Origin of the sequence: Arthrobacter sp. P2b (genome assembly GCF_900168295.1) — a bacterium.
Taxonomy (GTDB): Bacteria; Actinomycetota; Actinomycetes; order Actinomycetales; family Micrococcaceae; genus Arthrobacter.
In genome coordinates, this window is record NZ_FVZL01000018.1 from 22,602 (window position 1) to 47,073 (window position 24,472).

General features: G+C 66.5%; 20 protein-coding genes. 13 read left to right on the forward strand and 7 right to left on the reverse strand.

Annotated features, from left to right (window positions below; translation table 11 throughout):
* The first annotated feature begins 29 nt into the window (after positions 1-29).
* The 6 genes from gcvT to B5520_RS18945 all read left to right on the forward strand — a co-directional run bounded on the left by gcvT (position 30) and on the right by B5520_RS18945 (position 7,091).
* A complete protein-coding gene (gcvT, locus tag B5520_RS18920) occupies positions 30-1,178 on the forward strand; it encodes a glycine cleavage system aminomethyltransferase GcvT (protein WP_079598610.1) in 1,149 nt (382 codons plus the stop codon).
* Positions 1,179-1,356: 178 nt separating this feature from the next.
* Positions 1,357-1,740, forward strand: coding sequence for a glycine cleavage system protein GcvH (gcvH, locus tag B5520_RS18925; protein ID WP_079598611.1), 384 nt, complete (start codon positions 1,357-1,359; stop codon positions 1,738-1,740).
* A complete protein-coding gene (glyA, locus tag B5520_RS18930) occupies positions 1,737-3,050 on the forward strand; it encodes a serine hydroxymethyltransferase (RefSeq protein WP_079598612.1) in 1,314 nt (437 codons plus the stop codon). The genes gcvH and glyA overlap by 4 nt, the downstream gene beginning before the upstream one ends.
* Positions 3,051-3,147: 97 nt before the next feature.
* Positions 3,148-4,590 (forward strand): L-serine ammonia-lyase, encoded by a 1,443-nt coding sequence (locus tag B5520_RS18935; RefSeq protein ID WP_079598613.1) that lies wholly within the window; start codon positions 3,148-3,150, stop codon positions 4,588-4,590.
* Positions 4,591-4,642: 52 nt separating this feature from the next.
* Positions 4,643-5,656: a lipoyl synthase gene (gene lipA / locus B5520_RS18940; protein WP_079598614.1), complete on the forward strand. Its 1,014-nt coding sequence runs from the start codon at positions 4,643-4,645 to the stop codon at positions 5,654-5,656.
* 130 nt (positions 5,657-5,786) lie between these two features.
* Positions 5,787-7,091: an MFS transporter gene (locus B5520_RS18945; protein WP_079598615.1), complete on the forward strand. Its 1,305-nt coding sequence runs from the start codon at positions 5,787-5,789 to the stop codon at positions 7,089-7,091.
* Positions 7,092-7,149: 58 nt separating this feature from the next.
* Here B5520_RS18945 and B5520_RS18950 read toward each other — a convergent pair whose 3' ends face one another.
* From B5520_RS18950 to B5520_RS18960, 3 genes are all read right to left on the reverse strand, one after another.
* Entirely contained in the window at positions 7,150-9,495 is a 2,346-nt protein-coding gene (locus tag B5520_RS18950; RefSeq protein WP_079598616.1) for a glycoside hydrolase family 65 protein, read from the reverse strand.
* 132 nt (positions 9,496-9,627) lie between these two features.
* Entirely contained in the window at positions 9,628-10,365 is a 738-nt protein-coding gene (locus B5520_RS18955; protein ID WP_079598617.1) for an HAD family hydrolase, read from the reverse strand.
* Positions 10,366-10,795: 430 nt separating this feature from the next.
* Positions 10,796-11,413, reverse strand: coding sequence for an alpha/beta hydrolase (locus B5520_RS18960; RefSeq protein ID WP_079598618.1), 618 nt, complete (start codon positions 11,411-11,413; stop codon positions 10,796-10,798).
* Positions 11,414-11,645: 232 nt separating this feature from the next.
* Here B5520_RS18960 and B5520_RS18965 point away from each other — a divergent pair, with 232 nt between their 5' ends.
* From B5520_RS18965 to B5520_RS18985, 5 genes are all read left to right on the forward strand, one after another.
* Entirely contained in the window at positions 11,646-11,903 is a 258-nt protein-coding gene (locus tag B5520_RS18965; RefSeq protein ID WP_079598619.1) for a DUF6458 family protein, read from the forward strand.
* 275 nt (positions 11,904-12,178) lie between these two features.
* The gene (locus B5520_RS18970; protein WP_079598620.1) at positions 12,179-12,985 is read left to right on the forward strand and encodes a DeoR/GlpR family DNA-binding transcription regulator; all 807 of its coding nucleotides are present in this window, start codon (positions 12,179-12,181) and stop codon (positions 12,983-12,985) included.
* The gene (locus tag B5520_RS18975) at positions 12,982-13,962 is read left to right on the forward strand and encodes a 1-phosphofructokinase family hexose kinase (RefSeq protein WP_079598621.1); all 981 of its coding nucleotides are present in this window, start codon (positions 12,982-12,984) and stop codon (positions 13,960-13,962) included. The genes B5520_RS18970 and B5520_RS18975 overlap by 4 nt, the downstream gene beginning before the upstream one ends.
* A gap of 2 nt (positions 13,963-13,964) precedes the next feature.
* Positions 13,965-16,034, forward strand: a complete 2,070-nt coding sequence (locus B5520_RS18980; protein ID WP_079598622.1) for a PTS fructose transporter subunit IIABC — start codon at positions 13,965-13,967, stop codon at positions 16,032-16,034.
* Between the two features lie 59 nt (positions 16,035-16,093).
* Positions 16,094-16,372, forward strand: coding sequence for an HPr family phosphocarrier protein (locus B5520_RS18985; protein WP_079598623.1), 279 nt, complete (start codon positions 16,094-16,096; stop codon positions 16,370-16,372).
* A 122-nt stretch (positions 16,373-16,494) separates the two neighbouring features.
* Here B5520_RS18985 and B5520_RS18990 read toward each other — a convergent pair whose 3' ends face one another.
* The 3 genes from B5520_RS18990 to B5520_RS19000 form a co-directional block, all read right to left on the reverse strand.
* The gene (locus B5520_RS18990) at positions 16,495-16,926 is read right to left on the reverse strand and encodes an SRPBCC domain-containing protein (protein WP_079598624.1); all 432 of its coding nucleotides are present in this window, start codon (positions 16,924-16,926) and stop codon (positions 16,495-16,497) included.
* On the reverse strand, positions 16,926-17,771 hold the full coding sequence (locus tag B5520_RS18995) for a class I SAM-dependent methyltransferase (protein WP_079598625.1): 846 nt from the start codon (positions 17,769-17,771) through the stop codon (positions 16,926-16,928). Before B5520_RS18995 ends, B5520_RS18990 begins: the two co-directional genes overlap by 1 nt.
* A 192-nt stretch (positions 17,772-17,963) precedes the next feature.
* Positions 17,964-19,142 carry a non-homologous end joining protein Ku gene (locus B5520_RS19000; protein ID WP_079598626.1) on the reverse strand — a complete coding sequence of 393 codons (1,179 nt, stop codon included), beginning with the start codon at positions 19,140-19,142 and terminating at the stop codon, positions 17,964-17,966.
* 40 nt (positions 19,143-19,182) lie between these two features.
* Between B5520_RS19000 and B5520_RS19005 the strand changes: the two genes are divergently transcribed.
* A complete protein-coding gene (locus B5520_RS19005) occupies positions 19,183-21,702 on the forward strand; it encodes an ATP-dependent DNA ligase (protein ID WP_079598627.1) in 2,520 nt (839 codons plus the stop codon).
* A gap of 133 nt (positions 21,703-21,835) precedes the next feature.
* Here the strand turns inward: B5520_RS19005 and B5520_RS19010 are convergent, their stop codons facing one another.
* The gene (locus B5520_RS19010) at positions 21,836-22,093 is read right to left on the reverse strand and encodes a hypothetical protein (RefSeq protein WP_079598628.1); all 258 of its coding nucleotides are present in this window, start codon (positions 22,091-22,093) and stop codon (positions 21,836-21,838) included.
* 612 nt (positions 22,094-22,705) lie between these two features.
* Here B5520_RS19010 and B5520_RS19015 point away from each other — a divergent pair.
* Complete coding sequence (locus tag B5520_RS19015) at positions 22,706-24,295, forward strand: MFS transporter (protein WP_079598629.1); 1,590 nt, start codon at positions 22,706-22,708, stop codon at positions 24,293-24,295.
* Positions 24,296-24,472 lie beyond the last annotated feature (177 nt).

The window sequence follows — 24,472 nt, forward strand, 5'->3', positions numbered from 1 at the left end:
TCGACCACCGGCAACAGTAAGGATTCTTGATGACCGAGAAATACACTGCCCTGTTCGAGCAGCACAAGAAAGCCGGCGCCTCCTTTACGGACTTCGGTGGCTGGCAGATGCCGCTCAAGTACGCATCAGAGCTGGCGGAACACCACGCGGTCCGCAATGCTGCCGGGTTGTTCGACCTCTCCCACATGGGTGAAGTCTGGGTGACCGGTCCCGACGCCGCAGCGTTCCTGGACTACGCCCTGGCCGGAAAACTCTCCGCGGTTGCCGTCGGCAAGGCGAAGTACTCACTGATGTGCGACGCCGACGGCGGCATCATCGACGACCTCATCTCCTACCGCCGCCCTTCCCCGAAGGAAGGCGTGGACCAGTACCTGGTGGTTCCCAACGCGGGCAATGCCGCCGTCGTGGCCAGGGCACTCCTGGAGCGGGCGGCGGACTTCGATGTCGCCGTCGAGGACGCCTCTGCCGACACTTCGCTGATCGCCATCCAGGGACCGGCGGCCGAAGAAATCCTGCTGAAGCTCGTCCCGGCGCACCAGCACCCGCTGGTCACGGAACTCAAGTACTACGCCGCCGTTGAGGTGGGCATCACCGTCAGCGGTGCGGTCCAGGATCTCCTTGTGGCCCGCACCGGGTACACCGGCGAGGACGGCTTCGAGATCTACATCGGCAACCTGGACGCGGCCGGGCTCTGGGACGCGCTGCTGGAAGCAGGTGAAGGCTCCGGCCTGATCCCCGCCGGCCTCGCCGCCCGCGACTCGCTCCGCCTTGAAGCCGGCATGCCGCTGTACGGGAACGAGTTGTCCCGCCACGTGAACGCCTACTCCGCGGGCCTCGGCCCCGTTGTGTCGCTCACCAAGGAGAGCGACTTCGTGGGCAAGGAGGCGCTGGCCTCAATCAAGGCTGCCGGATTCGGATCAACGGTCGGCCAAAAGCTGGTGGGCCTCAAGGGAACCGGCCGCCGCGCAGCCCGCGCCCACTACCCCGTCCTCAAGGACGGCTCCCTGGTGGGGGAGGTCACCTCCGGCCAGCCCAGCCCGACGCTCGGCTACCCCGTGGCCATGGCCTACGTCGACGTCGAATTCGCCACCCCCGGCACCGTCCTGGACATCGACCTCCGCGGCAAGCCAGAGAAGTTCGAAGTAGTTGAACTCCCGTTCTACAAGCGCACGAAGTAACTCCCCTCGCGGCCGGGTACGTGCCGGCAGACCGGACTTTTCACGCGTGCTGCTCCTTCGTCGCTTTGACGCACGCTTTCGAAAAGCCCGGCTCCGCCGGCCCTCGGACGCTCTCTCACCTTTCGCACGTTTGAACCATACGCTCGCTCACTCTCCACATCTAACGAAGGAATTACACATGAGCAAAGTTGTTGCTGAACTGAAGTACTCCGCCGAGCACGAATGGGTTGCCGGTGACGGGTCCGGGCCCACGGGGGTCGGGATTTCCGCTGTCGCCGCCGACGCCCTGGGTGACATTGTGTACGTGGACCTCCCCGATGTTGGCTCGACGGTTACTGCCGGCGAAACCTGCGGCGAGGTGGAATCCACCAAGTCCGTGTCCGACCTCTACGCCCCGGTCACCGGCGAGGTCGTCGAGATCAACGACGGCGTCGTCTCGGACCCCGCCCTCATCAACACCGACCCTTATGGCGCCGGCTGGCTCTTCAAGGTGGCGGTCACTGAAGAAGGCCCGCTCATGTCCGCAGAAGAGTACGCCGCAGCCAACGGCGGCGAGCTGTGAGCGGCGCCGCTGCCGCAACGGCAGCCTTCGAGCAGGTCATCTCCCCGTCCCTGGACGCTGACCTGTCCGAGCTGGACCCTGAGATCGCCGCAAAGATCGACGACGAACTGGGCCGCCAGCGCGACGGCCTGGAAATGATCGCGTCCGAGAACCACACGGCCGCTGCTGTCATGCAGGCGCAGGGCTCGGTGCTGACCAACAAGTACGCCGAGGGTTATCCCGGCAAGCGCTACTACGGCGGCTGCGAACACGTGGACGTGATCGAGCAGTTGGCGATCGACCGTGTCAAGGCCCTTTTCGGCGCCGAGTACGCGAACGTCCAGCCGCACTCCGGCGCCCAGGCCAACGCGTCAGTCATGCACGCGCTGATCAAGCCGGGCGACACCATCATGGGCCTGAATCTGGCCCACGGCGGGCACCTCACCCACGGCATGAAGATCAACTTCTCCGGCAAGCTCTACAACGTGGTTCCGTATCAGGTCCGCGAAGACACCCACACCATTGACATGGCAGAGGTGGAGCGCCTGGCCCAGGAGCACAAGCCGCAGCTGATCGTGGCCGGCTGGTCCGCCTACGCACGGCAGCTGGACTTCGCCGAATTCCGGCGCATCGCCGATTCGGTGGGCGCCTACCTGATGGTGGACATGGCCCACTTCGCCGGACTGGTTGCCGCCGGACTGCACCCCTCCCCCGTGCCGCACGCGCACGTCACCACGTCCACCACGCACAAGACCCTCGCCGGTCCACGCGGCGGCATCATCCTGTCCAACGACGCCGACGTGGCCAAGAAGATCAACTCGGCAGTGTTCCCGGGCCAGCAGGGCGGGCCACTCGAGCACGTCATCGCCGGCAAAGCCGTGGCGTTCAAGATCGCCGCGTCTGCCGAGTTCAAGGAACGCCAGGAGCGCGTCCTGGCCGGTGCCCGCATTCTGGCCGAGCGCCTGGTCCAGCCCGACGTCACCGCCAAGGGCATCAACGTGATCTCCGGCGGCACCGACGTCCACCTGGTCCTGGTTGACCTGCGCAACTGCGAACTCGACGGCCAGCAGGCCGAAGACCGGCTCGCGGCGATCGACATCACGGTCAACCGCAACGCCGTTCCCTTCGACCCCCGCCCGCCCATGGTCACCTCCGGCCTCCGCATCGGCACGCCCGCACTCGCCACACGCGGGTTCGGCGAAGCAGCGTTCCGCGAGGTTGCGGACATCATCGCCGAGGCTTTAACGGCCGACGCCGATACGGACCTTTCCGGGCTGCGGAACCGCGTCGAGGCCCTGGCTACAGCCCACCCCCTCTACCCGGGGCTCTAGCCCCAACCACGCATCGAGATGGCAGTTCGCGGCAGTAATTAGTACGAACACCAGCGCGCACTGCCATCTCGGCACCTCTTCTCGTTAGGAACCACTCATGGCTGTTGGTGTTTTTGATCTCTTTTCGATTGGGATCGGGCCTTCGAGTTCCCATACTGTGGGGCCGATGCGGGCTGCTGCTGTGTTTGCGGAGGAGTTGAAGGCTTCCGGGGTGCTGGCGGAGGTGGCGGGGTTGCGGGTGGACCTGTACGGGTCGCTGGCGGCGACCGGTCATGGGCATGGGACGATGACCGCGATTTTGTTGGGGTTGGAGGGGTTCCATCCGGAGCTGATCCTGCCCGATGAGGTGGAGGCCCGGCTGGCTGCGATAGCGGAGACCGGTGTGCTGCAGCTGGCCGGGGCGGTGGCGTTGCCCTACGGGGTGAAGGACATGGTGCTGCGGCCCTTGACCGTGCTGCCGCGGCACACCAACGGGATGACCTTCACCGTCACCGGTGCCGAGGGCACTGTGCTGCATTCGGCGACGTTCTTCTCGGTCGGTGGCGGGTTCATCGTGCGTGAGGGTGAGGAGGACGCGGCGCAGCAGGAGCTGGAGGAGTCGAAGAAGGAACTGCCGCTGCCGTTCCGCACCGCGGCCGAGCTCCTGGAGCACTGCCGGGAAACCGGGTTGGGCATCAGCGATGTCATGCTGGTCAACGAGAAGGCCTCCCGCACGGAGGAGGAGATCCGCGCCGGGCTGCTGCATATCTGGTCCGTGATGGAGGACTGCGTGGCCACGTCGTTGAAGCGTGAGGGTGTGCTGCCGGGCGGGCTGAAGGTCCGACGGCGGGCCCCGGACTGGTACGAGCGGCTGAAGAAGGAAAGCTCACGCCTGGAACCTGGCACCCCGGACAGTGACGGCCAGGACCAGGACTTCCATGACCCGAAGTACTGGCAGGAGTGGGTGAACCTGATCGCCCTGGCCGTGAACGAGGAGAACGCCTCCGGCGGGCGGGTGGTGACCGCGCCGACCAACGGCGCGGCCGGGATCATCCCGGCGGTGCTGTTCTACGCGCTGCATTTCGCCCCCGGCATGGACCAGGCCGGCCAGCAGGACCGCGACGACGTCGTGGTGAAGTTCCTGCTCGCCGCCGGGGCCGTCGGGGTCCTCTACAAGGAACAGGCATCCATTTCCGGGGCGGAGGTGGGCTGCCAGGGCGAAGTGGGGTCGGCGTCGTCGATGGCGGCCGCGGGCCTGGCCGAGGTGATGGGCGGGTCCCCGGCGCAGGTGGAAAACGCCGCGGAAATCGCGATGGAACACAACCTGGGCCTGACCTGTGACCCGATCGGCGGGCTGGTCCAGGTCCCGTGCATCGAACGGAACGCGATCGCCGCCGCGAAAGCGATCAACGCCGCGAAAATGGCGCTCTGGGGCGACGGCACCCACCGCGTCTCCCTCGACGAGGTCATCATCACCATGCGCGAAACCGGCAAGGACATGTCCTCCAAATACAAGGAAACCGCCATGGGCGGCCTCGCCGTCAACGTCGTCGAATGCTAGCAACCGCTGCCGGCTGACGCACAACAACCCCGCACGAACAAAGGAAACAACCATGACACTGGCACCTGAAGGCCGGAAGATGCTGCGGATCGAGCAGCGCAATGCGGCCACCCCGGTGGAGCGCAAGCCGGACTGGATCAAGGCCAAGGTCCAGATGGGCCCGGAGTTCGTCGGGCTGAAGAACCTGGTGAAAAAGGAAGGCCTGCACACCGTCTGCGAAGAAGCCGGCTGCCCCAACATCTTCGAATGCTGGGAAGACAAGGAAGCCACCTTCCTGATCGGCGGCTCCGAATGCACCCGCCGCTGCGACTTCTGCCAGATCGATACCGGCAAGCCCTCCCCCGTGGACCGGTTCGAACCCACCAAGGTGGCCCGCTCCGTCCAGGCCATGCAGCTGCGCTACGCCACGGTCACCGGCGTGGCCCGCGATGACCTCGAAGACGAAGGCGTCTGGCTCTACGCCGAAACCGTCCGCAAAATCCACGAGCTGAACCCCGGCACGGGCGTCGAACTGCTCATCCCGGACTTCTCCGGCAAGCCGGAGCACATCGCCGCGATCTGCGCCTCGAAGCCCGAAGTGTTCGCGCACAACGTCGAAACCGTGCCCCGGATATTCAAGCGGATCCGCCCGGCGTTCCGCTACGACCGGTCCCTGGACGTCATCACCCAGGGCCGGAACCTGGGCATGGTCACCAAGTCCAACCTGATCCTGGGCATGGGCGAAACCCGCGAGGAAATCTCCGAAGCCCTCCGCGACCTGCACGCCGCCGGCTGCGACCTGATCACCATCACCCAGTACCTGCGCCCCTCCGAACGCCACCTGCCCGTGGACCGCTGGGTCAAGCCGCAGGAATTCGTGGACCTGCAGCAGCAAGCGGACGAGATCGGCTTCCTCGGCGTCATGTCCGGGCCCCTGGTCCGCTCCTCCTACCGCGCCGGCCGGCTCTGGGCCACCGCGATGCGCAAAAAAGGCCGCGACATCCCCGCCGCCCTCGCCCACATCGCCGACGGCATCCAGGACTCCGGCACCACCCGCCAGGAAGCCAGCACCCTCCTCGCCGGCTAAGACGAAGCAACGCGGGGTCAGAACAGGCCCGATGAGCGGCGGACATTGGGCCGGGAGTGACCCCGCGTTGCCTTCGGGAGGGGGTTTCGGGCCGGTCCCCGGCTGTCGCCCAGAGCCTAGAATTAACCCCATGCCCGCCCCCAAAGCCCTGCGCCCCTTTGCCCACCGTGAGTACCGGGTCCTGATCGCAGCGCTGGCCATCTCCATCTTCGGCTCGGGCATGTGGGCCGTGGCCATGGTCTACCAGGTAATCCACCTGGACGGCGGACCGCTTGAACTCTCCATGGTGGCGGCCGCCGGCAGCATCGGCCTGGTGGCGTTCGTCCTGGCCGGCGGCATCGCCGCAGACCGGATCCCGCAGCGCCAGCTGATCATCGCCGTCGAAGGCGTCAACCTGGCGGTCATCGCAACCATCAGCGGACTGGCGATAACCGGGTGGCTGCAGCTGTGGCATGTTGCGGCGGGCGCGTTCGTCCTGGGCGTCGGCGCCGCCTTCTTCTTCCCCGCCTACTCGGCCATCCTGCCGCGCATCCTCCCCGCCGAGGATTTGCTGGCAGCCAACGGCATGGAAGGCACCATGCGGCCGGTCCTCCAGCAGGCGGCAGGCCCTGCCGTGGCGGGCATCCTGGTGGCCGCCCTCTCGCCCTCGCATGCGGTGACGGGTGTGGCCATGTGCCACCTGCTGGCGTTCATCGTGCTGAACTTCCTGGGCCGCCATACCCTGGCCACGCAGCACGGCGGGCATGAACAGAGCCCCGGGGAGCACCGGAAACAGTCGTTCTTGAATGACCTTCGCGAGGGCGTCAGCTACACCCTCCGCACGCCGTGGCTGCTGTGGACCCTGATCTGGGCGTGCATCTCCGTGCTGTTCCTGATCGGCCCTATCGAGGTGCTGCTGCCGTTCGTGGTGCGCGACCAGCTGGGCGGCGACTCCAGCATGTTCGGCTTCCTGCTGGCAGTCATGGGCGTCGGCGCGGCAGCGGGCTCCCTCGTCACGGCGTCCCTTCGGCTGCCGCGGCGCTACCTCACGGTGATGATGGTGTCCTGGGGAATCGGCAGTATGCCGCTGGCCGCCGTCGGCCTCATGGACAACTTCTGGGTCATGGCGGCAGCCCTGTTTGTGTGGGGCGTCACCGGCAGTGTGGGCATGGTCATCTGGGGCACGCTGCTCCAGCGGCGCGTTCCGCCCCACCTGCTGGGCCGGGTCTCCAGCCTGGATTTCTTCGTGTCGCTCGCCCTGATGCCGGTGTCCATGGCCCTGGCCGGCCCTGCGGCGGAGGTCCTGCCCATTTGGCTGATCTTCCTGCTGGCCGGCGGCGTCTGCCCCGTCATGGCGGTGGTCGCCATGGCCGTGGCACGGATGCCCGACGACGAGCTGGCCCACCCCCTGGACCGGTCACCCGAGGTGGAACGGACGACGGCGGCAGGAGAGTGAGGCGGCGGCCCGCCGCCGCCGCCTCCCCGGCTTAGCCCGCGCTGGGGTGGGCAGCGGCTCAGCTGTGGCCGCGCACCACCGGGATGCTCGCCGTCGGAAGTCCGCTCGGGAAGACCGTGGGCTCCGGTTCACTGACGGGCTCAAGTGCCACCCGGACCGGCTCGGCCCCAACAGCCAGCAGCTGGCCACGGACGTCCACCTCGAGGGTTTCGCCCTCCTGCACCGTCAGGGTCAGCGAGCCGGAATCCAACTGCACCAGCAGCAGCCGGCCCCGGATCTTGAGGTGGAAGGTCAGCCCGTTCCACTCAGCCGGCAGGCGCGGGTCGAAATAGGGAACGGGCCCTTGGTCGCGGAGGCCGGCAAAGCCGCAGACGAGCGAACTCCACACCCCGCCGGTGGAGGCGATGTGCACGCCGTCGATGGTGTTGCCGTGCGTGTCATCAAGGTCGATGAACACGGCATTGGTGAAGTGGTCCAGTGCTTCCTTGGAGTACCCCACCTCTGCGGCCATGATGCCCTGCACGCACGCGGAAAGGGTGGAATCGCCCGTGGTGATGGGGTCGTAGAAGTCGAACGCCCGCTGCTTTTCCTCCGCGGTGAAGTCCTGCCACTGCAGGAACATCGCCAGGACGGTGTCAGCCTGCTTGAGGACCTGGTGGCGGTAGATCACCAGCGGGTGGAAGTGCAGCAGCAGTGGGTATTTGGACCGTGGTGTGGTCCAGTCCCAGGCCTCCAGGGTCATGAAGTCGTTGTCTTGGGAGTGGACCTGCATGCGGTCATCGAACGGCAGCTGCATCAGGTTGGCCGCGGCCTCCCACAGCTGCCGTTCTTCCTGGCTGACGCCGGCATGCTCCAGGGCGGCAGCAGCGCGGAGGTTAAAGCGGGCCATGACGTTGGTGTACAGGTTGCCGTTGACCACGGCGGTGTACTCGTCCGGGCCGGTGACGCCGTGGATGTGGAAGAGCCCGTCCTTGCCGAAGAAGCCCAGCGAGATCCACATGCGTGCGGTTTCGATCAGCAGTTCGGCGCCCATCCCGTCACGGAACGCGGTATCCCCGGTAGCCCAGAGGTACCTGTTTGTGGCGAAGGCGATGGCTGCGGCAATGTGGAACTGTGCCGTGCCGGCTGCGTAGTAGGCACTGGCCTCCAGCCCGTTGATGGTGCGCCAGGGGAACAGTGCGCCGTCCACGCTGAGCTCCTTGGCGCGGATCTTGGCCTCGGGAAGCATGCCATGGCGGAACTCCAGGACCTGCCGGGCGCCCTCCGGGTTGGTGTAGGTCATGTACGGCAGGAGGTAGACCTCCTGGTCCCAGAAGTAGTGGCCCTCGTAGCCGGAGCCCGTGACACCCTTAGCGGGGATGCCGGCCACACCGGCACGCGCAGTGGCCTGGGCCAGCTGGAACAGGTTCCAGCGGATGGCCTGCTGCAGTTCGGGCCCGCCGCCGTCAACCACAATGTCCGAGGTTGCCCAGTAGTCGCGGAAGTGGGCCGCACTCTCGGCGAAGATGTCCTGGACGGACCGCAGGCCTGCTTCGGCCACCTCGGCCGCGTCGATTGCGGCGTCCTGGATTGCCCGCCCGGCCGCATAGCTGACACTCTTCTCCAGCGTGAAGGGTTCGTCCGCGCTGACGGCCAGCACGTAGCGGACGCTGCTGTCGTCCTGGTCCACCTGGGTGTCGAATGGCTGGTAGCCGGCCGAGGTCCAGTGGTCCACCGCGATGCCCACGCGCTGCTTCGATTCGGCAGCTTCCCAGGCCAGGCGCAGTGAGCCGTCGCCGCCGTCGAGCCGCAGCGGCAGCAGCACCCGGCCGGCGTGGCGGCCGGCCCGGCGCGGATCGTGGACGGAGTGGTCCTCCACCGGCTGGTCCTGGCGGTTGATGACGGATGACGTCACGTCCAGCGCGACGTCGCGGTCGGCGGCCACCTGGAGCGAAATACCCAGGCTGCCGCGGGAGGCGAAGCCCAGGGCCCTGCGTTCCGTGGTGGTCACGGAGGCGCCGGAGCGGCACTGCCAGGTGATCCGGCACTCGTAGGTTCCGGTGGCGAAATCAACGGAGCGGCGGTAGTCCAGCACCTCGGATTCGGCAAGGCTCAGGGTCTCGCCGTCAATGATCACCGTGAAGTTGTTGGCGTCCGGGATGTACAGGATGCGCTGGCCCGTCCTGGCGAAACCAAAAGCATTCTCGGCGTGCTTGATGTCCCAGATCTCGTGCAGGCCGTTGATGAAGCTGCCCGGCAAGTCGGAGTCGGCGGCAGCCCAGTGGGCACCGCGGATGCCCAGGTGCCCGTTGCCCAGGGAAAAAAGCGTCTCCAGGGTCCCGGCGTCACCCGGCTCGTGGCGTGTTTCCACAAGCTGCCAAGGGGTGTTCGGGAACCTGTCGCGGTCCGCAGTGATGATGGCCATGGTGTTGGGATCCTTAGGCGTGTGCTGTACAACCGGCACGGCCGGCACAGGGTATTCGTAGGGAGGGAGGTACTTGGATTGGCGCTGCCGGGGGGAGCAGCCGGTGCCGCCCGGGGGAAGGCGGCGGGCGGGCTACGGCAGGAGTTCCTGGAGGTCGTTGACCACCAGGGTTGCCCCGGCGTCCAGGAGGGTTTGCCGTCCGGCGCCACGGTCCACTCCGATGACGGAATAGAACGATCCGGCCTGGCCGGCCTGCACGCCGGACATGGCGTCCTCCACCACCACGCACTCCTCGCTGGGCAACCCCAGCAAACGGGCGGCATAGTCGTAGGTGGCCGGGCTGGGTTTTCCGGGCAGGCCTTCCCGGGCAGCCACCACACCGTCCACCACGACTGCGAAGTGGCGGCTGAGGCCGGCAGCTTCGAGGACCGCGGGGGCATTGCGGGAGGAGGAGACGACGGCGACCTTCAGTCCGCGGTCCAGCACGGCTTTAAGGAAACGCACTGAGCCCTCGAACGGCTCCACGCCGGCGCTCACGATGTCGTTGAAGATCCGGTTTTTCCGGTTGCCCAGCCCCTGGACCGTGGAGTTCGCGGGGTCGTCATCCAAAGGGCCTTCGGGAAGCACGATTCCGCGGGACGCCAGGAAGTCGCGGACACCGTCGAACCGCGGTTTGCCGTCAATGTGGTCGAAGTAGTCGCTTTCGCTGTAGCCCGGCACCTGGGGCTGGGAGGCAAGGTAGCCCTCAAACAGTTCCTGCCATGCCTGCTCATGCACGGTTGCAGTGGGTGTGAGGACTCCATCCAGGTCGAACAGGATGGCGGAAGCTCCGGTCCAGGCGGCGGTCTCGGTTACGGAAGGTGCAGTCATCAGCAGTACGTTGTCCTTTCAGACGGCGGGCAGCCGTGAAGACGGATTGGTGGTCTAAGTGTTGGCTTCGGTGCCCGGGTGATCTGCACGTGCGGCGGGCGGCTGCCGGCGAAAGACGCTGCGGCGCGCGGGGCCTGCTGATCCAGATACTTCTTCCATGATGGGGCTGTTGACCCCAGGGAACAACCCCGGCGGGCAAGGCCCGCCCGGCTGGTGTCGTGCAGGAGTGTGCCCGCAGTGGGGCGGCAAGCGCAGGTGTTGCGGCCGCGGCACGGTGCCTGCATGTCACTGGCCTCCTCGTCCGCCCAGTTCAGGACCGCGCTGTTACGGCCGAAGATGAGTGTAAGCGCTTACAAATTTGGCTGGCAACTGTTTTTTCGACCCGCCGGATTGGCGCGCCAATGTGACGGAAATCTCGGGGTGGGTAGCCCTAGCGCAGGGCGTAGTGCCTGAGGAACGCGCTGACGTCCACCATCTCAGCCTTGGACATGGCATGCCCCATGCCAGGGTAGGTCCGGGCGGTCAGGAGGGTGTTCTTCTCAAGCCAGTCAGCGGTGTGGGCGATAGCGTCATCATTGATCACCAGGTCCGCCTTGTCGCGGCCCCAGAAGAACGGCGGCTTGGGATCAAATGAGTCGGTCAGCGCCAGGAGCTCGTTGTCCAGGACGAAGCCGGACAGACCCACAACTGATTTGTACTCCCGCGGATGCAGCCGCAGGAGCGTGCTCGCCATGGCCATCCCCTGCGAATATCCCATCAGGCTGACACTGGTGTGCTGGTCCCTGACCGACCTGATCCAGCCGTGAACCTTGCTGGTGATGGTAATGACGTCGGCGAAATCATTGGCCAGGAAGTAGTCCAGCAGGAACCAGCCATAGTGGTCGCCGATGGGCATCGGCGCCCTCAGCGCGGCGAAGGTGAATTCCGCAGGCAGGTAGTCGAAGAGGCGGACCATGCGGGACTCGTCGGTGCCGTAACCGTGCATCATCACCAGCAAGGGAGTTCCTGCGCGCTGGTCCTCCGGCCTGGACCACACAACTGTTTCCATCCGCCCAGCCTAGCGATGCCGCTGAGGCCCGGGGCAAAACCCCTGCGTCACTGCTTTCCCTCCTGCACCAGGCTTTCCGCCGCCGGAGCACCCGCGCGGGTCATTGAATCCGGCAACTCCGGGCTGTAGCGTGGCGCCTAACAGCAGCATGCTGAGCAGTTAATACGCAGGCAATACCGTTCCAACAATGCCCTACCGGCGCCGCACTTTCCGGCCTATAAAGGAGCACGTTATGAGAATCGGATCGTCAATCTTCCTCATCGCCCTGGGCGCCATCCTCGCCTGGGCTGTAGCGCCAGGACTTATCCCCTTCGTGGACCAGGTCCTGGTGGGCTACATCCTGATGGCCGTGGGCGTTATCGGGCTCATCGCCTCACTCATTCTCGCCTCCCCCGGCCGCAGCAGGCGCGTCAGCGAAACCCGCTCCGTGGTGGACCCCAACACTGGCGAGCGCATCACGCGCAACGAAAGCAGGGACGGCGGAATCTAGCCGGGCCGAAAGCGCCGGGAGAGCGCTGCAGGAGTGACCAGGCACGACGTGCCCCCCAAGCCCGAAAGCCGGGCCGGACCACCATGGTCCGGCCCGGCTTTTCGCTTGCTCCACCACCGCGGTCAGCACTCCCGAATCAGCGGGCATTTTGTTTCGTGTGGGTTTCCATTGACAAACCAACAGAATCAAAGATAAAGTCAAGTAACTCAACATCATGTGATGCCAGTCACGCTGAGTAGCCACCGCAATCCCAGCCACTACGCAACGGAGGGTACGTGTTCGCCGAGGAGCGCCAGCAAAAGATTGCCGAGCTTGTTGCCGGCAGCGGCCGGGTCAGCGTGACCCTCCTGGCCGAGCGCTTCCGCATCACCACCGAAACCGTCCGCCGGGACCTCGCCACCCTCGAAAACGCGGGAACCGTCCGCCGGGTCCATGGCGGCGCCGTGGCGGCCGACCGTTTCAGCACCACCGAGGAAAGCGTCAACGAGCGCGCCATCCAGCGGCCCGACCAAAAGATCCGTATCGCCGAGGCGGCCCTGGCCCTCATCCCACGCAACTCCCCCGGCAGCGTCCTGATCGACGGCGGCACCACCACGGAAGTCCTGGCGGACATGCTCGCCCGGCGCACCGCCGTCGAACATTCCGATGGTGCCGGGCCACGGCCCGAACTGGTGGCCATCACCCATGCCGTGCCCATCGCCGGGAAGCTCTCCAGTGTTCCCGGGATTGCCCTGCACATCCTGGGCGGCAGGGTCCGCGGCATCACCCAGGTAGCCGTGGGCCAGGCAACGGTTGAGGCCGCGGGAAGAATCCGCCCGGACATCGCCTTCGTGGGGACCAACGGCATCCACGCAGGCTTCGGCCTCAGCACCCCCGATCCTGAAGAAGCCGCCGTCAAGGCAGCCTTCGTCCACTCGGCACGCCGCATTGTGGTGCTGGCCGATTCCACCAAGCTGGACACGGAAACCCTGGTCCAGTTCGCCTCCCTGAAAGATCTGGACACCTTGATTACAGACAGCGAACCCGGACCTGAACTTGCAGCCGCCCTGGAAGAGGCCGGCGTCGATGTGGTGATCGCATGATCGTCACCTTCACGGCCAACCCCAGCCTGGACCGCACCGTCGCCCTTCCCGGGCCCCTCGAACGCGGTGAGGTGCAGCGCGCCGTCTCCGTCAGCCAGGAATCCGGCGGCAAGGGCGTCAACGTCTCCCGCGCCCTGGTGGCCTCCGGCCTGGAGTCGGTGGCGGTCCTTCCCGGTGCCGACAGCGATCCGGTCCTCGCCGGCCTCCGGGAGAGCGCGGTGCCCTTCGTCTCCCTGCCCATCGGCGAGCCGCTGCGGACCAACGTTGCGCTCACCGAGCCCGGCGGCGTGACCACTAAGATCAACGAGCCGGGCCCCCTGCTGGACGAAAACCAGCAGGAAGCCCTGATCAAGCTGCTGCTGGAAAGCTCCCGCGGTGCCAGCTGGGTGGTCATGGCCGGCTCCCTGCCGCCGGGCTTCCCCGCAGATTTCTACGCAACGGCGGCCCAGCGCCTCCGTTCCTCCGCAGACGGCGCCGCCCCGCGCATCGCCGTCGACTCATCCGGACAGCCGCTCGCCGCCGCCCTCACGGGCGGGGCGGCCGGCATGCCGGACCTCCTGAAGCCCAACGCCGAAGAACTGGCAGAACTGGCCGCCGCGGCCGGCTTTGCCCCGGCCACCGCTGACGAACTGGAAGCGGACCCGGCGGCTGCAGCGGCAGCCGCCGCCGCCGTCGTACGTACCGGTGTGGGTGCTGTGCTGGCAACTCTCGGATCCAAGGGAGCTGTGCTGGTAACGGCCGAGGGCGCGTGGCTGGCCACGCATCCGCCGGTCGCCGCGGTCAGTACGGTGGGCGCGGGCGACTCCGCGCTGGCCGGTTATCTGCTCGCCCACGGCCAGGGCGCCGCCCCGGCCGACTGCCTTCGCCAGGCAGTGGCCCACGGTGCCGCTGCCGCCTCCCTGCCCGGTTCCACCGTTCCGGCAGTTCACCAAACCACCCCGGATGCCGTAACCATCACGGCCCTTCGAAAGGATTGACAGTGACTCAGCTCATCACCACGGAACTGGTCGAGCTCGACCAGAACCTGGGCAACGCGCCCGAGGCGGTGATCCGGCATCTGGCAAGCAAGGTTGCTGCCGCCGGACGCGCAACAGAGGTTGAAGGCCTCTTCGCCGACGCCTTCGCCCGCGAACAGAAAACCGCCACGGGCATTCCCGGTGGCATTGCCATCCCGCACTGCCGCTCGGCCGCCGTCACGGAGCCCACCCTGGCCATGGCCCGCCTGGACCCGAAGGTGGACTTCGGCGCCAAGGACGGCCCCGCCGACCTCATCTTCTTCATCGCCGCCCCGGACGGAGCAGACCAGGCGCACCTGAAGCTGCTCTCCAAGCTGGCCCGGTCCCTGATCAAAAAGGACTTCACCGCAGCCCTGCGCGCCGCGTCCTCCCGGGAGGAAATCGTCGAGCTGGTGGACGGCGCCCTCGCCGACAAGCCGGCCGCCCATGCTGCCGCCGCCCCGGCGGACGCAGTTTCTGTCGGTGCAGCTTCCGCCGGCTCAGCCGCCGGCGCCAGCGCTGCGGGGGCAACTGCGGTTTCGACAGGCTCAAACGCAGCACCCAGGCGCCTCGTTGCCGTGACGGCCTGCCCCACGGGCATCGCCCACACCTACATGGCAGCCGATTCCCTGGTGGCCGCGGCACAGGAAGCGGGCGTTGACCTGCAGGTGGAAACGCAGGGCTCCTCCGGCGCCAAGCCGCTGGACCCCGCCGTGATCGCTGCCGCCGACGCCGTGATCTTCGCGGTGGACGTGGACGTGCGCGGCAAGGAGCGCTTCGCCGGCAAGCCGGTCATCAACGCCCCCGTGAAGCGCGGCATTGACGAGCCCGCCAAGATGGTCCAGGAAGCACTGGCTGCGGCTGACAACCCGAACGCCCGCCGCGTCCCGCACTTCGGTGCCGAGGAACAGGCCGAGCACGACGCCGAGGAAAAGGGCGAGCACATCGGCCAGAAGCTGAAGCGGGCACTCCTCACCGGCGTCAGCTACATGATTCCGTTCGTCGCCGGCGGCGGCCTGCTGATCGCCCTCGGCTTCCTGCTGGGTGGCTACGACATCACCGAAGTCGCGGACACGGTGGTTGTAGAGAACAACTTTGGCAACCTGCCCGAAGGTGGCCTGACCACCTATCTTGGCGCAGTGCTGTTCAAGATCGGCGCGCTGTCCATGGGATTCCTGGTCCCTGCACTGGCCGGCTACATCGCCTACGCCATTGCTGACCGGCCCGGCATCGCACCCGGTTTCGTTGCCGGTGCAGTCTCCGGCTTCATGGGCGCCGGCTTCCTCGGCGGCATCGTCGGCGGCCTGCTCGCCGGCTACATGGCCCACCTGATCGGGACCTGGCAGGTGCCGCGCTGGCTCCGCGGCCTGATGCCCGTGGTGATCATCCCGCTGCTCGCTTCCATCTTTGCCTCCGGCCTGATGTTCCTGGTCCTCGGCGGCCCCATCGCAGGCCTGACGCTGGCCCTGAACGGGTGGCTGTCCGGCATGACCGGCGCGTCCGCCGTCGTCCTGGGCATCATTCTCGGCCTCATGATGTGCTTCGACCTCGGTGGCCCGGTCAACAAGGTGGCTTACGCCTTTGCGGTGGCCGGCCTGAGCGCCGGCAGCGCCGACAACCAGGCGCCGTGGCAGATCATGGCAACCGTCATGGCTGCCGGCATGGTTCCGCCGCTGGCCATGGCCCTGGCCACGGTCCTGGACAAGAAACTCTTCAGCCTCGCCGAGCGTGAAAACGGCAAGGCAGCCTGGCTGCTGGGTGCATCCTTCATCTCCGAAGGCGCCATCCCGTTCGCCGCGGCCGACCCGCTGCGCGTCATCCCTGCCAGCATGGTGGGCGGTGCCCTCACCGGCGCACTGTGCATGGCCTTCAACGTCACGTCGCAGGCACCCCACGGCGGCCTCTTCGTCTTCTTCGCCATCGGCAACCTGCTGATGTTCGTGATCTCGATCATCGCCGGAACCATCGTCAGCGCCCTGGCCGTGGTGGCCCTCAAACGCTGGGCAGCCCCCAAGACCGCTGCTACGGTGGAAACCGTTCCAGCAACGGTCTGATCCGGCCACTACCCATCCGGCGCTGAAGCACAGCAAGCCGAAAGACAAAAGGAGCAACAATGCCAGAACGCACCGCAACCGTCGCCAGCCGCGTGGGCCTGCACGCCCGCCCCGCCGCCATCTTTGCCGAGGCAGCCGGAGAGTTCGACCTGGACATCACCATCGCCCGTGAAGGCGAGCCGGCGGACGAGGCCATGGATGCCGCCAGCATCCTCTCCCTCATGAGCCTGGGCGCCTCCCACGGCGACGTGGTAGTCCTCCGCGCCGAAGGCGACGGCGCTGACACCGCGCTGGACCGCCTGGTCCAGATCCTGGAAACGGATCACGACGCCGAGTAGCAGCACCGCGTTGTGACAGCAACGTGCCGGCGGCCGCCGTCGCGCGTGTCCCCCAGGGGATGCGCCCGACGGCGGCCGCCGCTTTTTAATCCCGCCGCGTCAATCCCGCCGCGCCGGGTAGGTCAGCCGCGCTCGGCGATCTTCTTGACGTCCGCCACGAGCATGTCCCACATGCCCTGGGCATGGGCGGCCGCCTCTTCGGTGGGGTTGTTGTCCTGGCTCAGGGTGAGCCTGGTGGCGCCGCCCTGGTCCTCGAGGGTCCAGGTCAGCGTGTGGTAGTTTTCCGGCTTGTCCTCTTCGCCGCCGAGCGGGCTGAAGTGCGTATGGACAAGCCGTTGGCCGGGCTCCACCTCGAGGATGTAGCCCTTGTCCTCATAGGCCTTGCCCTCCCACTCGCCGCGCCACACGATGGGTCCGCCAACGGTCCAGTCCGTCACCAGGTCCGCGCCGAACATAAACTCCTTGACGGCCCCCGGGTCGGTAATGACATCCCAGACATGGCTCGCCGGTGCGCCGATCACGGTGGACGACGTTGCCACATGGTTTCCCGGCATCAGCCAGCCTTCTTCGCTGTGAACAGCAGGTACTCCCACTCCATCTGGAACGGCGAATCGCCGTGCGCGTCCCCGAAGGAATCAGCCAGCTCCGTGAGGGCCTGGTCCAGTGCTTTGACCTTGTCCGGGTCCTCGCCGATGAACTTGTACACCGAGATGGTGGGTCCGTAGTGGGACTTGAAATAGCGGACAAAATCGGCCGGCTGATGGAAGCTGCGGACCGCCAGCGTCTGCTTGCGCGCCTTAGCCTCGGTAACCCTGTCCCCCAGCAGTTCCCGGACGTGCTCCTCGCTCCCCCACAGCGGTGCGGGCTGGGCACCGGGCGGGGGCGGCGGGGCGAAGGGCTTCATGGTGGCGAACATCTTGCCGATGAACCCTTCCGGGGTCCAGCTCAGCAGGCCGATGGTGCCGCCGGGCTTGCAGACCCGGACCAGTTCGTCGGCAGCAGCCTGGTGGTGCGGCGCGAACATAACGCCGAGGCAGGACATCACGACGTCGAACCCGGCCTCGCCGAACGGCAGGGCCTCGGCATCCGCCTCCTGCCAGTCCAGGCTCACTCCCCGGTTCGCGGCCTCGCGGCGCCCGGCCTCGAAAAGCTCGGGCGTGAGGTCGCTGGCCACCACCTTGGCGCCCATCATCGCGGCCGGAATTGCCGCGTTACCGGAGCCGGCTGCCACGTCCAGCACACGGTGGCGGGACGTGATTCCGCATGCTTCCACCAGGATGGCGCCCAGTTCCAGCAGCATCTCGTCCGCCAAGGCCGGGTAATCGCCGGACGCCCACATGGCCCGGTGCTTCTGCTTCAGCGCCCGGTCCGCCTCCGCCGTATCCGTCTGATCGTTCATGGTCCGCGCTCCTTTACTGGCCGCTCAGGTGTCAGCACGCTGTGGGCACAGCGGAGGCTGCGATGCGACTCATTGTGGACGCGCAGTAGCCCGCTGTAAAGATCGCACTGCTTCCAGGGCTGACCCAGGTGGATCGGGGCTCGTCGGGCAGTCCCCTTCTGGTCCCCCTGCGCGTGCTGCCCGGATCCCGGATCAGGCCGGCTTGCGGGCCCTGGTGGAGGTGGACTTCGCGGCAGGTTCAGCGGAGGTTTTGCCGGACGCCGTCTTGCTGGCGGTCTTGCTTGCTGTTGTCTTCGCTGCGGTCTTTGTCCCGGTGGATTTCGTGGCCGATGACTTCGCGGCGGTGGACTTCGTTTCGGCCGACTTTGCAGCGGTGGATTTTGCTGCCGTGGTCTTGGCGGTCCCGGCTTTGGCAGCCGTGGACTTCGTGGCCGGCTTTGATGCCGTGGAGGTGGTCCCGGCTTTGGCTGCCGTCGTCTTTGTTCCGGAGGCCCGGCGCGCGGGCTTGGCCTCCTCCTCGCCGCTGTCCTCCTCCTCATCGGACTCCCCGCCGGATTCATCGCCGGAGGAGGCAGCCGCCCCGGCACCGCGCTTCCGGTCCAGGCTCCGTTTCAGGGCTTCCATCAGGTCAATGACTTCACCCTTGCCGCCTTCGCCTTCCTCCACGCCAAAGGTTGCTTCCGTATCCAGGGCGTCGCCCTGTTCGAGTTTGGCCTCGATCAGCTGGCGCAGCTGCACCTGGTACTCGTCCGTGAAGGAGACGGGATCGAAGTCCGCGGCCATGGACTCCACCAGCGCGGCTGACATCTCGCGCTCCTGGGGTGAAATCTTGACGGACGTGTCCAGTGCGGGGAAGTTGGCTTCACGCACCTCGTCCGGCCACAGGAGGGACTGCAGCACCAGCACGTCGTCCTTGATCCGCAGGGCGCCCAGGCGTGTCTTTTCCCGCAGCGCGAACTGGACTATGGCCACCCGGTCCGTGTCTTCCAGGGCCCGCCGCAGCAGCACGTAGGCCTTGGGCGTCTTGGAATCCGGCTCCAGGTAGTAGCTTTTCTCGAACATCATGGGTTCCAGCTGCTCGGACGGGACGAACTGCACCACCTCGATCTCGTGGCTGTTCTCCGCCGGAATGGACTTGAGCTCGTCCTTGGACAGGATGACCGTCCGGCCGTCTTCCTCGTAGGCCTTCTCAATGTCGGAGTAGTCGATGACCTGGCTGCAGACTTCGCACCGGCGCTGGTAGCGGATCCTGCCGCCGTCGGCATTGTGAACCTGGTGCAGACTGATGTCATGATCTTCAGTGGCGCTGTAGACCTTGACGGGCACGTTCACCAGGCCAAACGCGATGGCACCTTTCCAGATGGCTCTCATTCCTACAGTCAACATCAGTCCGGGCCGGAGGTGAAGCCCTATGGCAGCAAGTAAGGAGCGTGTCCGCGTTGCCGGACGTGAACTCACGCTGACCAACCTGGACAAAATCATCTATCCGGAGACCGGCACCACCAAGGCCGACGTCCTTGCCTACTACGCCGCCGTAGCCCACGTCCTGATCCCCGCGGCAGCCGGCAGGCCGGCCACCCGCAAAAGGTGGGTCAACGGAGTGGGCACCGCGGAAAAGCCGGGCGAGGTGTTTTTCCAGAAGAACCTCGAGGACTCCGCACCGGGCTGGCTCCCCCGGGCCGCCATTACCCATAAAGACCGGACCATCCATTACCCCATGGTGAACGACCCCGCCACGCTGACCTGGTTCGGCCAGATCAATTCCCTGGAAATCCACGTGCCGCAGTGGCAGGTGGACTCCCACGGGAACCAGCTGAACCCGGACCGGCTGGTCCTGGACCTGGATCCCGGCGAGGGAGCGGGCATCGAGGAATGCGTTGAGGTGGCGCTCCTGGCCCGGGCCATCCTGCAGGACGTGGGCATGGACCCGGTACCGGTGACCAGCGGCAGCAAGGGCATCCACCTGTACGCCGCCCTGGACCGCAGCCAGAGCTCGGACCAGATCTCGGCATTCGCCCGGGAACTGGCGCGCGCCCTGGAGGCGGACCATCCGGACCTGGCCGTCAGCGACATGAAGAAAACCCTCCGCAAGGGCAAGGTGCTGGTGGACTGGAGCCAGAACAATGCGGCGAAAACCACCATCGTGCCCTACTCACTGCGCGGCCGCCCCACGCCCATGGTCGCCGCGCCCCGCACCTGGCGGGAAATCAGTTCTCCCGGCCTCAAGCACCTGGACTATAAAACAGTCCTGCGGCGGGTGCAGGACGGCAAGGACCCGTTTGCCGCCGTCGTCCAGGCCGCGGGCCATCCTTCCGGCGACGCCAGAGCGCACGGCGGGAACGGGCATGGCGGCGACGTGCACGACGGCAACCCCCGCCTGGGGAAGTACCGCTCCATGCGCGACCCACAGAAGACACCCGAACCGTTCAGCGGCGCGGCAGGCAGCGGCGATGCGTTCGTCATCCAGGAGCACCACGCCAGCCGGCTTCACTTCGACCTCCGGCTGGAGCACGAGGGCGTCCTGGTGTCCTGGGCCCTGCCCAAGGGCGTCCCGGAATCCGGCGGCAAGAACCACCTTGCCGTCCAGACCGAAGACCACCCGATGGACTACCTCACCTTCCACGGCACGATCCCCAAAGGGGAGTACGGCGCAGGCGAGATGACCATCTGGGACACCGGCACCTATGAGCTGCACAAGTGGATCAACGGCCGCGAGGTCATCGTCACCCTCAATGGGTCCGAGGGCGGCGGCCTGGGCGGGACCAAAAAGGTCGCGCTGATCCACACCGGCCGCGGGCAGGGCAAGGACGCCGAAGGGCAGTGGCTCATCCACCTTATGGACACGGAGCATCAACGCGGACGACGGCGGCACGCGGCGCCGCCTCCAGAGCCGCCGGAGGTGCCGGAAGAGGTGCCGGAGGACGTGCCGGATAAGAAGGAGGCGCCGGCTGCCGCTTCGCGCCCGAATCTCGCACCCCAGGATTTCGGGCCCATGATGGCCACGTCAGGTGACACCGCCGACCTCCAGGGCAGCAACTGGCAGTTCGAACTCAAGTGGGACGGGGTGCGCGCCATCATGGTCGCGGACGAAACCACTGTGCGCATCTTCAGCCGCAACGGCAACGACGTCACGCGGACCTATCCTGAACTGACCGACCGGCAGTGCTGGCCCGGGCAGCCGTTCGTCGCAGACGGTGAGATCATCGCCGTCGGGCCCGCCGGCAGGCCTGACTTCGGACTGCTGCAAGGCCGGATGAAGCTGACCCGGCCCGCCGACGTCGCGAAGGCCCGGACAGCCATCCCAGTGCGGCTGGTGCTGTTCGACCTGCTGTACGACGACGGGACGGACCTCCGGCGGTTGCCGCTCACCAAGCGGCGCCAGAGGCTGGAGCAGTTCTTTCGGCCCTCCGGCTGCCCGGTGGACCTTTCCCTTGTCCTCGAGGACAAGGTTGAACACATCCTGGAAAGTGCCCGGGAGCTGGGCCTCGAAGGCGTGATGGCCAAGCGGACGGACAGCCGCTATGTGAGCGGACAGCGGACCCGCACCTGGATCAAGCTCAAGATTGAACAGACCCAGGAAGTGGTGGTGGGCGGCTGGCGGCCGGGCAAGGGCGGCCGCCAGGACACTGTGGGTTCACTGCTGGTGGGCATCCCTGATGGGGACAAACTGGAGTACGTGGGCCGGGTGGGCAGTGGGTTCAGCACCCGGGAGCTTGCCGAACTCCGGCAGACGGTGGAGCGCCTCGCGAGGAAAACCTCACCGTTCCATGACGTCCCGCGCCCCGACGCCGCGGACGCCCACTGGATTGCCCCGCAGCTCGTGGGTGAGGTGACCTACAGCGAGTGGACCGGTCCCGGGCGGTTGCGGCACCCGGTATGGCGGGGCTGGCGGCTCGACAAGGAACCGTCCGAGGTGGTGCGCGAAGCGTGAGCCGGCTTTCGACGCACACCTTCATCCGTGACGCGGAAATTGCCTGGCGACCATCACATAGTGGGGTCGCCAGGCAATTTGCGTGTCGATGGTTATTCAGGGTGTTGCCAGCGCGATGGTTGTCCGGGCCAGGTCAGGACGAGTGCGGCATCTGCGGCCGGCTGGTGCGGTGAACGGCCGTCACTGCGGCTTCGTGGCCCATCCTGCCAAGGCCGGAGCCGCGTTCCTTCGGGTGCCGCCGCTTTCCGTTGCCATCCGGCCACGCGTTCTGCTGCGGCATTCCGGTTGCACCGGCCACTGCGGGACCAGGCAGGTACGGAGTGTTCATCGCCGCCGCCAGGTGGTCGGCAAGCTCGGGTTTGATGTGTGATGTACGGACTTTGTCAGCCATGTGATCTTCCTTTCCGCGATGAAACGAAGTGTTGCCCGTTGCCGCCACGGGGGCGTCCGGGGATCGCTGAAAATGCCAGCGGACTGTAATGCGCACCGTGCCCAGCAAGTGTTGCGCGGGCCTGACCGGAGGGGCGGGGCACAGCCGGACCCTGTCCGGCCGCACGCATCCGCCTACTCAAAAAGAAGGATTCCCATTGCTCCACCATAGGCACCGAGCAGCCGCCTGTGAACCCCTTGGCCCGAGGACGGAAAAGAAGGCCGACGGCGGTCCGTGAGGCCCGCGCCACGACGCCGCTGCGGGGACGGAAGGGAGGCACGGAGACTGCGTGAGGACGCTCACTTTGGCGGCGGAGTACCCGCAAAAAGCATCCCAAACCGGGTTGCAGCCAAAAAAATTCGGTAACGATCCGTGCCGGCGGGCCCCATCCCTGTAATGACGCGGGAAAAGGCGGGAAAACAATGTGGGAAAAGTCAGCGTAAACGGCCCCAAAAGAGCTGATCCTACGGCATTTCGGGCGGGGAAGCCATGGTTTTCCCGTAAAATTGAAGGCCTGCCCGGAGCGGGGCAGCTACAAGTCGCAAGCAAATGACCTCCACAGGAGTTGCCCAAATGCCCACAGACCGAAGCATGACCGACTCTTCAGCAGGCGCCAGGAACGCCAGCGGAACAGACCAGGCAGCCGTCACGGCTGCCAAGAAGCCCCGGCGGCTGCCACGCCGCCGGCTCAAGGAATCCGATGTCAACGTCGTGAACCAGCCGATGCTCAAAAAAGCACTCGGCGGCACCATCGTCGGCAACACCATGGAATGGTACGACGTAGGCGTTTTCGGCTACCTCATCACCACCATGGGGCCGGTCTTCCTGCCGGAATCCGACCCCACAACGCAGACCCTGTTCCTGCTCGGAACCTTCGCCGCCACGTTTATCGCCCGCCCTCTGGGCGGCGTGATCTTCGGCTGGATGGGCGACAAAATGGGCCGGCAGAAGATCCTTGCCGCGACCCTCATGCTGATGGCCGCGAGCACCTTCGCGATCGGCCTCCTGCCCGGCTACGCCCAGATCGGCCTGTGGGCCGCCGGCCTGCTGGTGCTGCTGAAAATCGTGCAGGGCTTCTCCACGGGCGGCGAATACGCCGGCGCCACCACGTTCGTCAGCGAGTACGCGCCGGACAAGCGCCGCGGGTTCTTCGCCAGCTTCCTGGACATGGGCAGCTACCTGGGCTTCGCCCTGGGCGCGGCCCTGGTCTCTGCCCTCCAGCTCACCCTGGGACAGGCTGCCATGGAGGAGTGGGGCTGGCGCATCCCGTTCCTGATTGCCGGTCCGCTGGGCCTGGTCGCCATCTACTTCCGCAGCAGGATCGAGGAATCCCCCCAGTTCCAGGCCACCCTGGATGCCCAGGAGGACATCGCCAAGAACGCTGCCGCCTCCGACGAGGCCGCGGCAAAGGGCCCGGTGGGCATCGTCAAGGCCTACTGGCGCTCCATCATCGTGGCCATGATCCTGGTGGCCGCCGCCAACACGGCCGGCTACGCCCTCACCTCCTATATGCCCACGTACCTCACGGAGGCCAAGGGCTACGACGAAGTGCATGGCACCCTGCTGACCATTCCGGTCCTGGTGGTCATGAGCCTCTGCATTCCGCTGACCGGCAAGCTGTCCGACCGGATTGGCCGCAGGCCGGTCCTGTGGATCGGCGCCCTGAGCACGGTGGTCCTGGCAACCCCTGCCTTTATGCTGATCGGCATCGGTGAGATCTGGTCCACCCTTGCCGGCCTCGCCCTGATCGCCTTCCCGGTGACGTTCTACGTGGCCAACCTGGCCTCCGCACTGCCGGCGCAGTTCCCCACGTCCAGCCGCTACGGCGCCATGGGCATCGCCTACAACTTCTCGGTGGCGATCTTCGGTGGGACCACGCCCTTCGTTGTTGCCGCCCTGATCAGTGCAACCGGGAACGACATGATGCCCGCCTACTACCTGATGGGCACGTCCCTGGTGGGTGCGGTGGCTATCTACTTCCTGAAGGAATCAGCGCAGCGTCCGCTGCCGGGTTCCATGCCCAGCGTTGACACCCAGGCGGAAGCCCGGGAACTGGTGGCCACCCAGGACGAGAACCCACTGATCGACCTGGACCAGCTGCCGTTCGAAACGCAGGACGTCACGGACGCCCGTGCGGCCGAAAAGGTTCCGGCCGGAGTCTAGATTTCCGGCGGAGCCAGGCGCGTCTTGTAGCCCACGCTTCAAAGGCCCGTCCGGCATGTTTCCTTGGGGGAAGCATGCAGGGCGGGCCTTTGCCGTACCGCTTTTTCATTGCCCCCGCGGCGGGACAGGCAGGCCTGTGTGCTGGGCCGGCCCTCTCCTGGGCCGGCCCATGTCCTT

What these genes read in the sequence shown, in the direction of transcription:
- gcvT (WP_079598610.1), top strand. Translation starts at nt 30, where the DNA reads ATGACCGAGAAATACACTGCCCTGTTCGAGCAGCACAAGAAAGCCGGC.
- lipA (WP_079598614.1), top strand. Translation starts at nt 4,643, where the DNA reads ATGACACTGGCACCTGAAGGCCGGAAGATGCTGCGGATCGAGCAGCGC.
- B5520_RS18955 (WP_079598617.1), bottom strand. Translation starts at nt 10,365, where the DNA reads ATGACTGCACCTTCCGTAACCGAGACCGCCGCCTGGACCGGAGCTTCC.
- B5520_RS18965 (WP_079598619.1), top strand. Translation starts at nt 11,646, where the DNA reads ATGAGAATCGGATCGTCAATCTTCCTCATCGCCCTGGGCGCCATCCTC.
- B5520_RS18960 (WP_079598618.1), bottom strand. Translation starts at nt 11,413, where the DNA reads ATGGAAACAGTTGTGTGGTCCAGGCCGGAGGACCAGCGCGCAGGAACT.
- B5520_RS19000 (WP_079598626.1), bottom strand. Translation starts at nt 19,142, where the DNA reads ATGAGAGCCATCTGGAAAGGTGCCATCGCGTTTGGCCTGGTGAACGTG.
- B5520_RS18950 (WP_079598616.1), bottom strand. Translation starts at nt 9,495, where the DNA reads ATGGCCATCATCACTGCGGACCGCGACAGGTTCCCGAACACCCCTTGG.
- B5520_RS19015 (WP_079598629.1), top strand. Translation starts at nt 22,706, where the DNA reads ATGCCCACAGACCGAAGCATGACCGACTCTTCAGCAGGCGCCAGGAAC.
- B5520_RS18995 (WP_079598625.1), bottom strand. Translation starts at nt 17,771, where the DNA reads ATGAACGATCAGACGGATACGGCGGAGGCGGACCGGGCGCTGAAGCAG.
- B5520_RS18935 (WP_079598613.1), top strand. Translation starts at nt 3,148, where the DNA reads ATGGCTGTTGGTGTTTTTGATCTCTTTTCGATTGGGATCGGGCCTTCG.
- gcvH (WP_079598611.1), top strand. Translation starts at nt 1,357, where the DNA reads ATGAGCAAAGTTGTTGCTGAACTGAAGTACTCCGCCGAGCACGAATGG.
- B5520_RS18990 (WP_079598624.1), bottom strand. Translation starts at nt 16,926, where the DNA reads ATGCCGGGAAACCATGTGGCAACGTCGTCCACCGTGATCGGCGCACCG.
- B5520_RS18975 (WP_079598621.1), top strand. Translation starts at nt 12,982, where the DNA reads ATGATCGTCACCTTCACGGCCAACCCCAGCCTGGACCGCACCGTCGCC.
- B5520_RS19005 (WP_079598627.1), top strand. Translation starts at nt 19,183, where the DNA reads ATGGCAGCAAGTAAGGAGCGTGTCCGCGTTGCCGGACGTGAACTCACG.
- B5520_RS18945 (WP_079598615.1), top strand. Translation starts at nt 5,787, where the DNA reads ATGCCCGCCCCCAAAGCCCTGCGCCCCTTTGCCCACCGTGAGTACCGG.
- B5520_RS19010 (WP_079598628.1), bottom strand. Translation starts at nt 22,093, where the DNA reads ATGGCTGACAAAGTCCGTACATCACACATCAAACCCGAGCTTGCCGAC.
- B5520_RS18985 (WP_079598623.1), top strand. Translation starts at nt 16,094, where the DNA reads ATGCCAGAACGCACCGCAACCGTCGCCAGCCGCGTGGGCCTGCACGCC.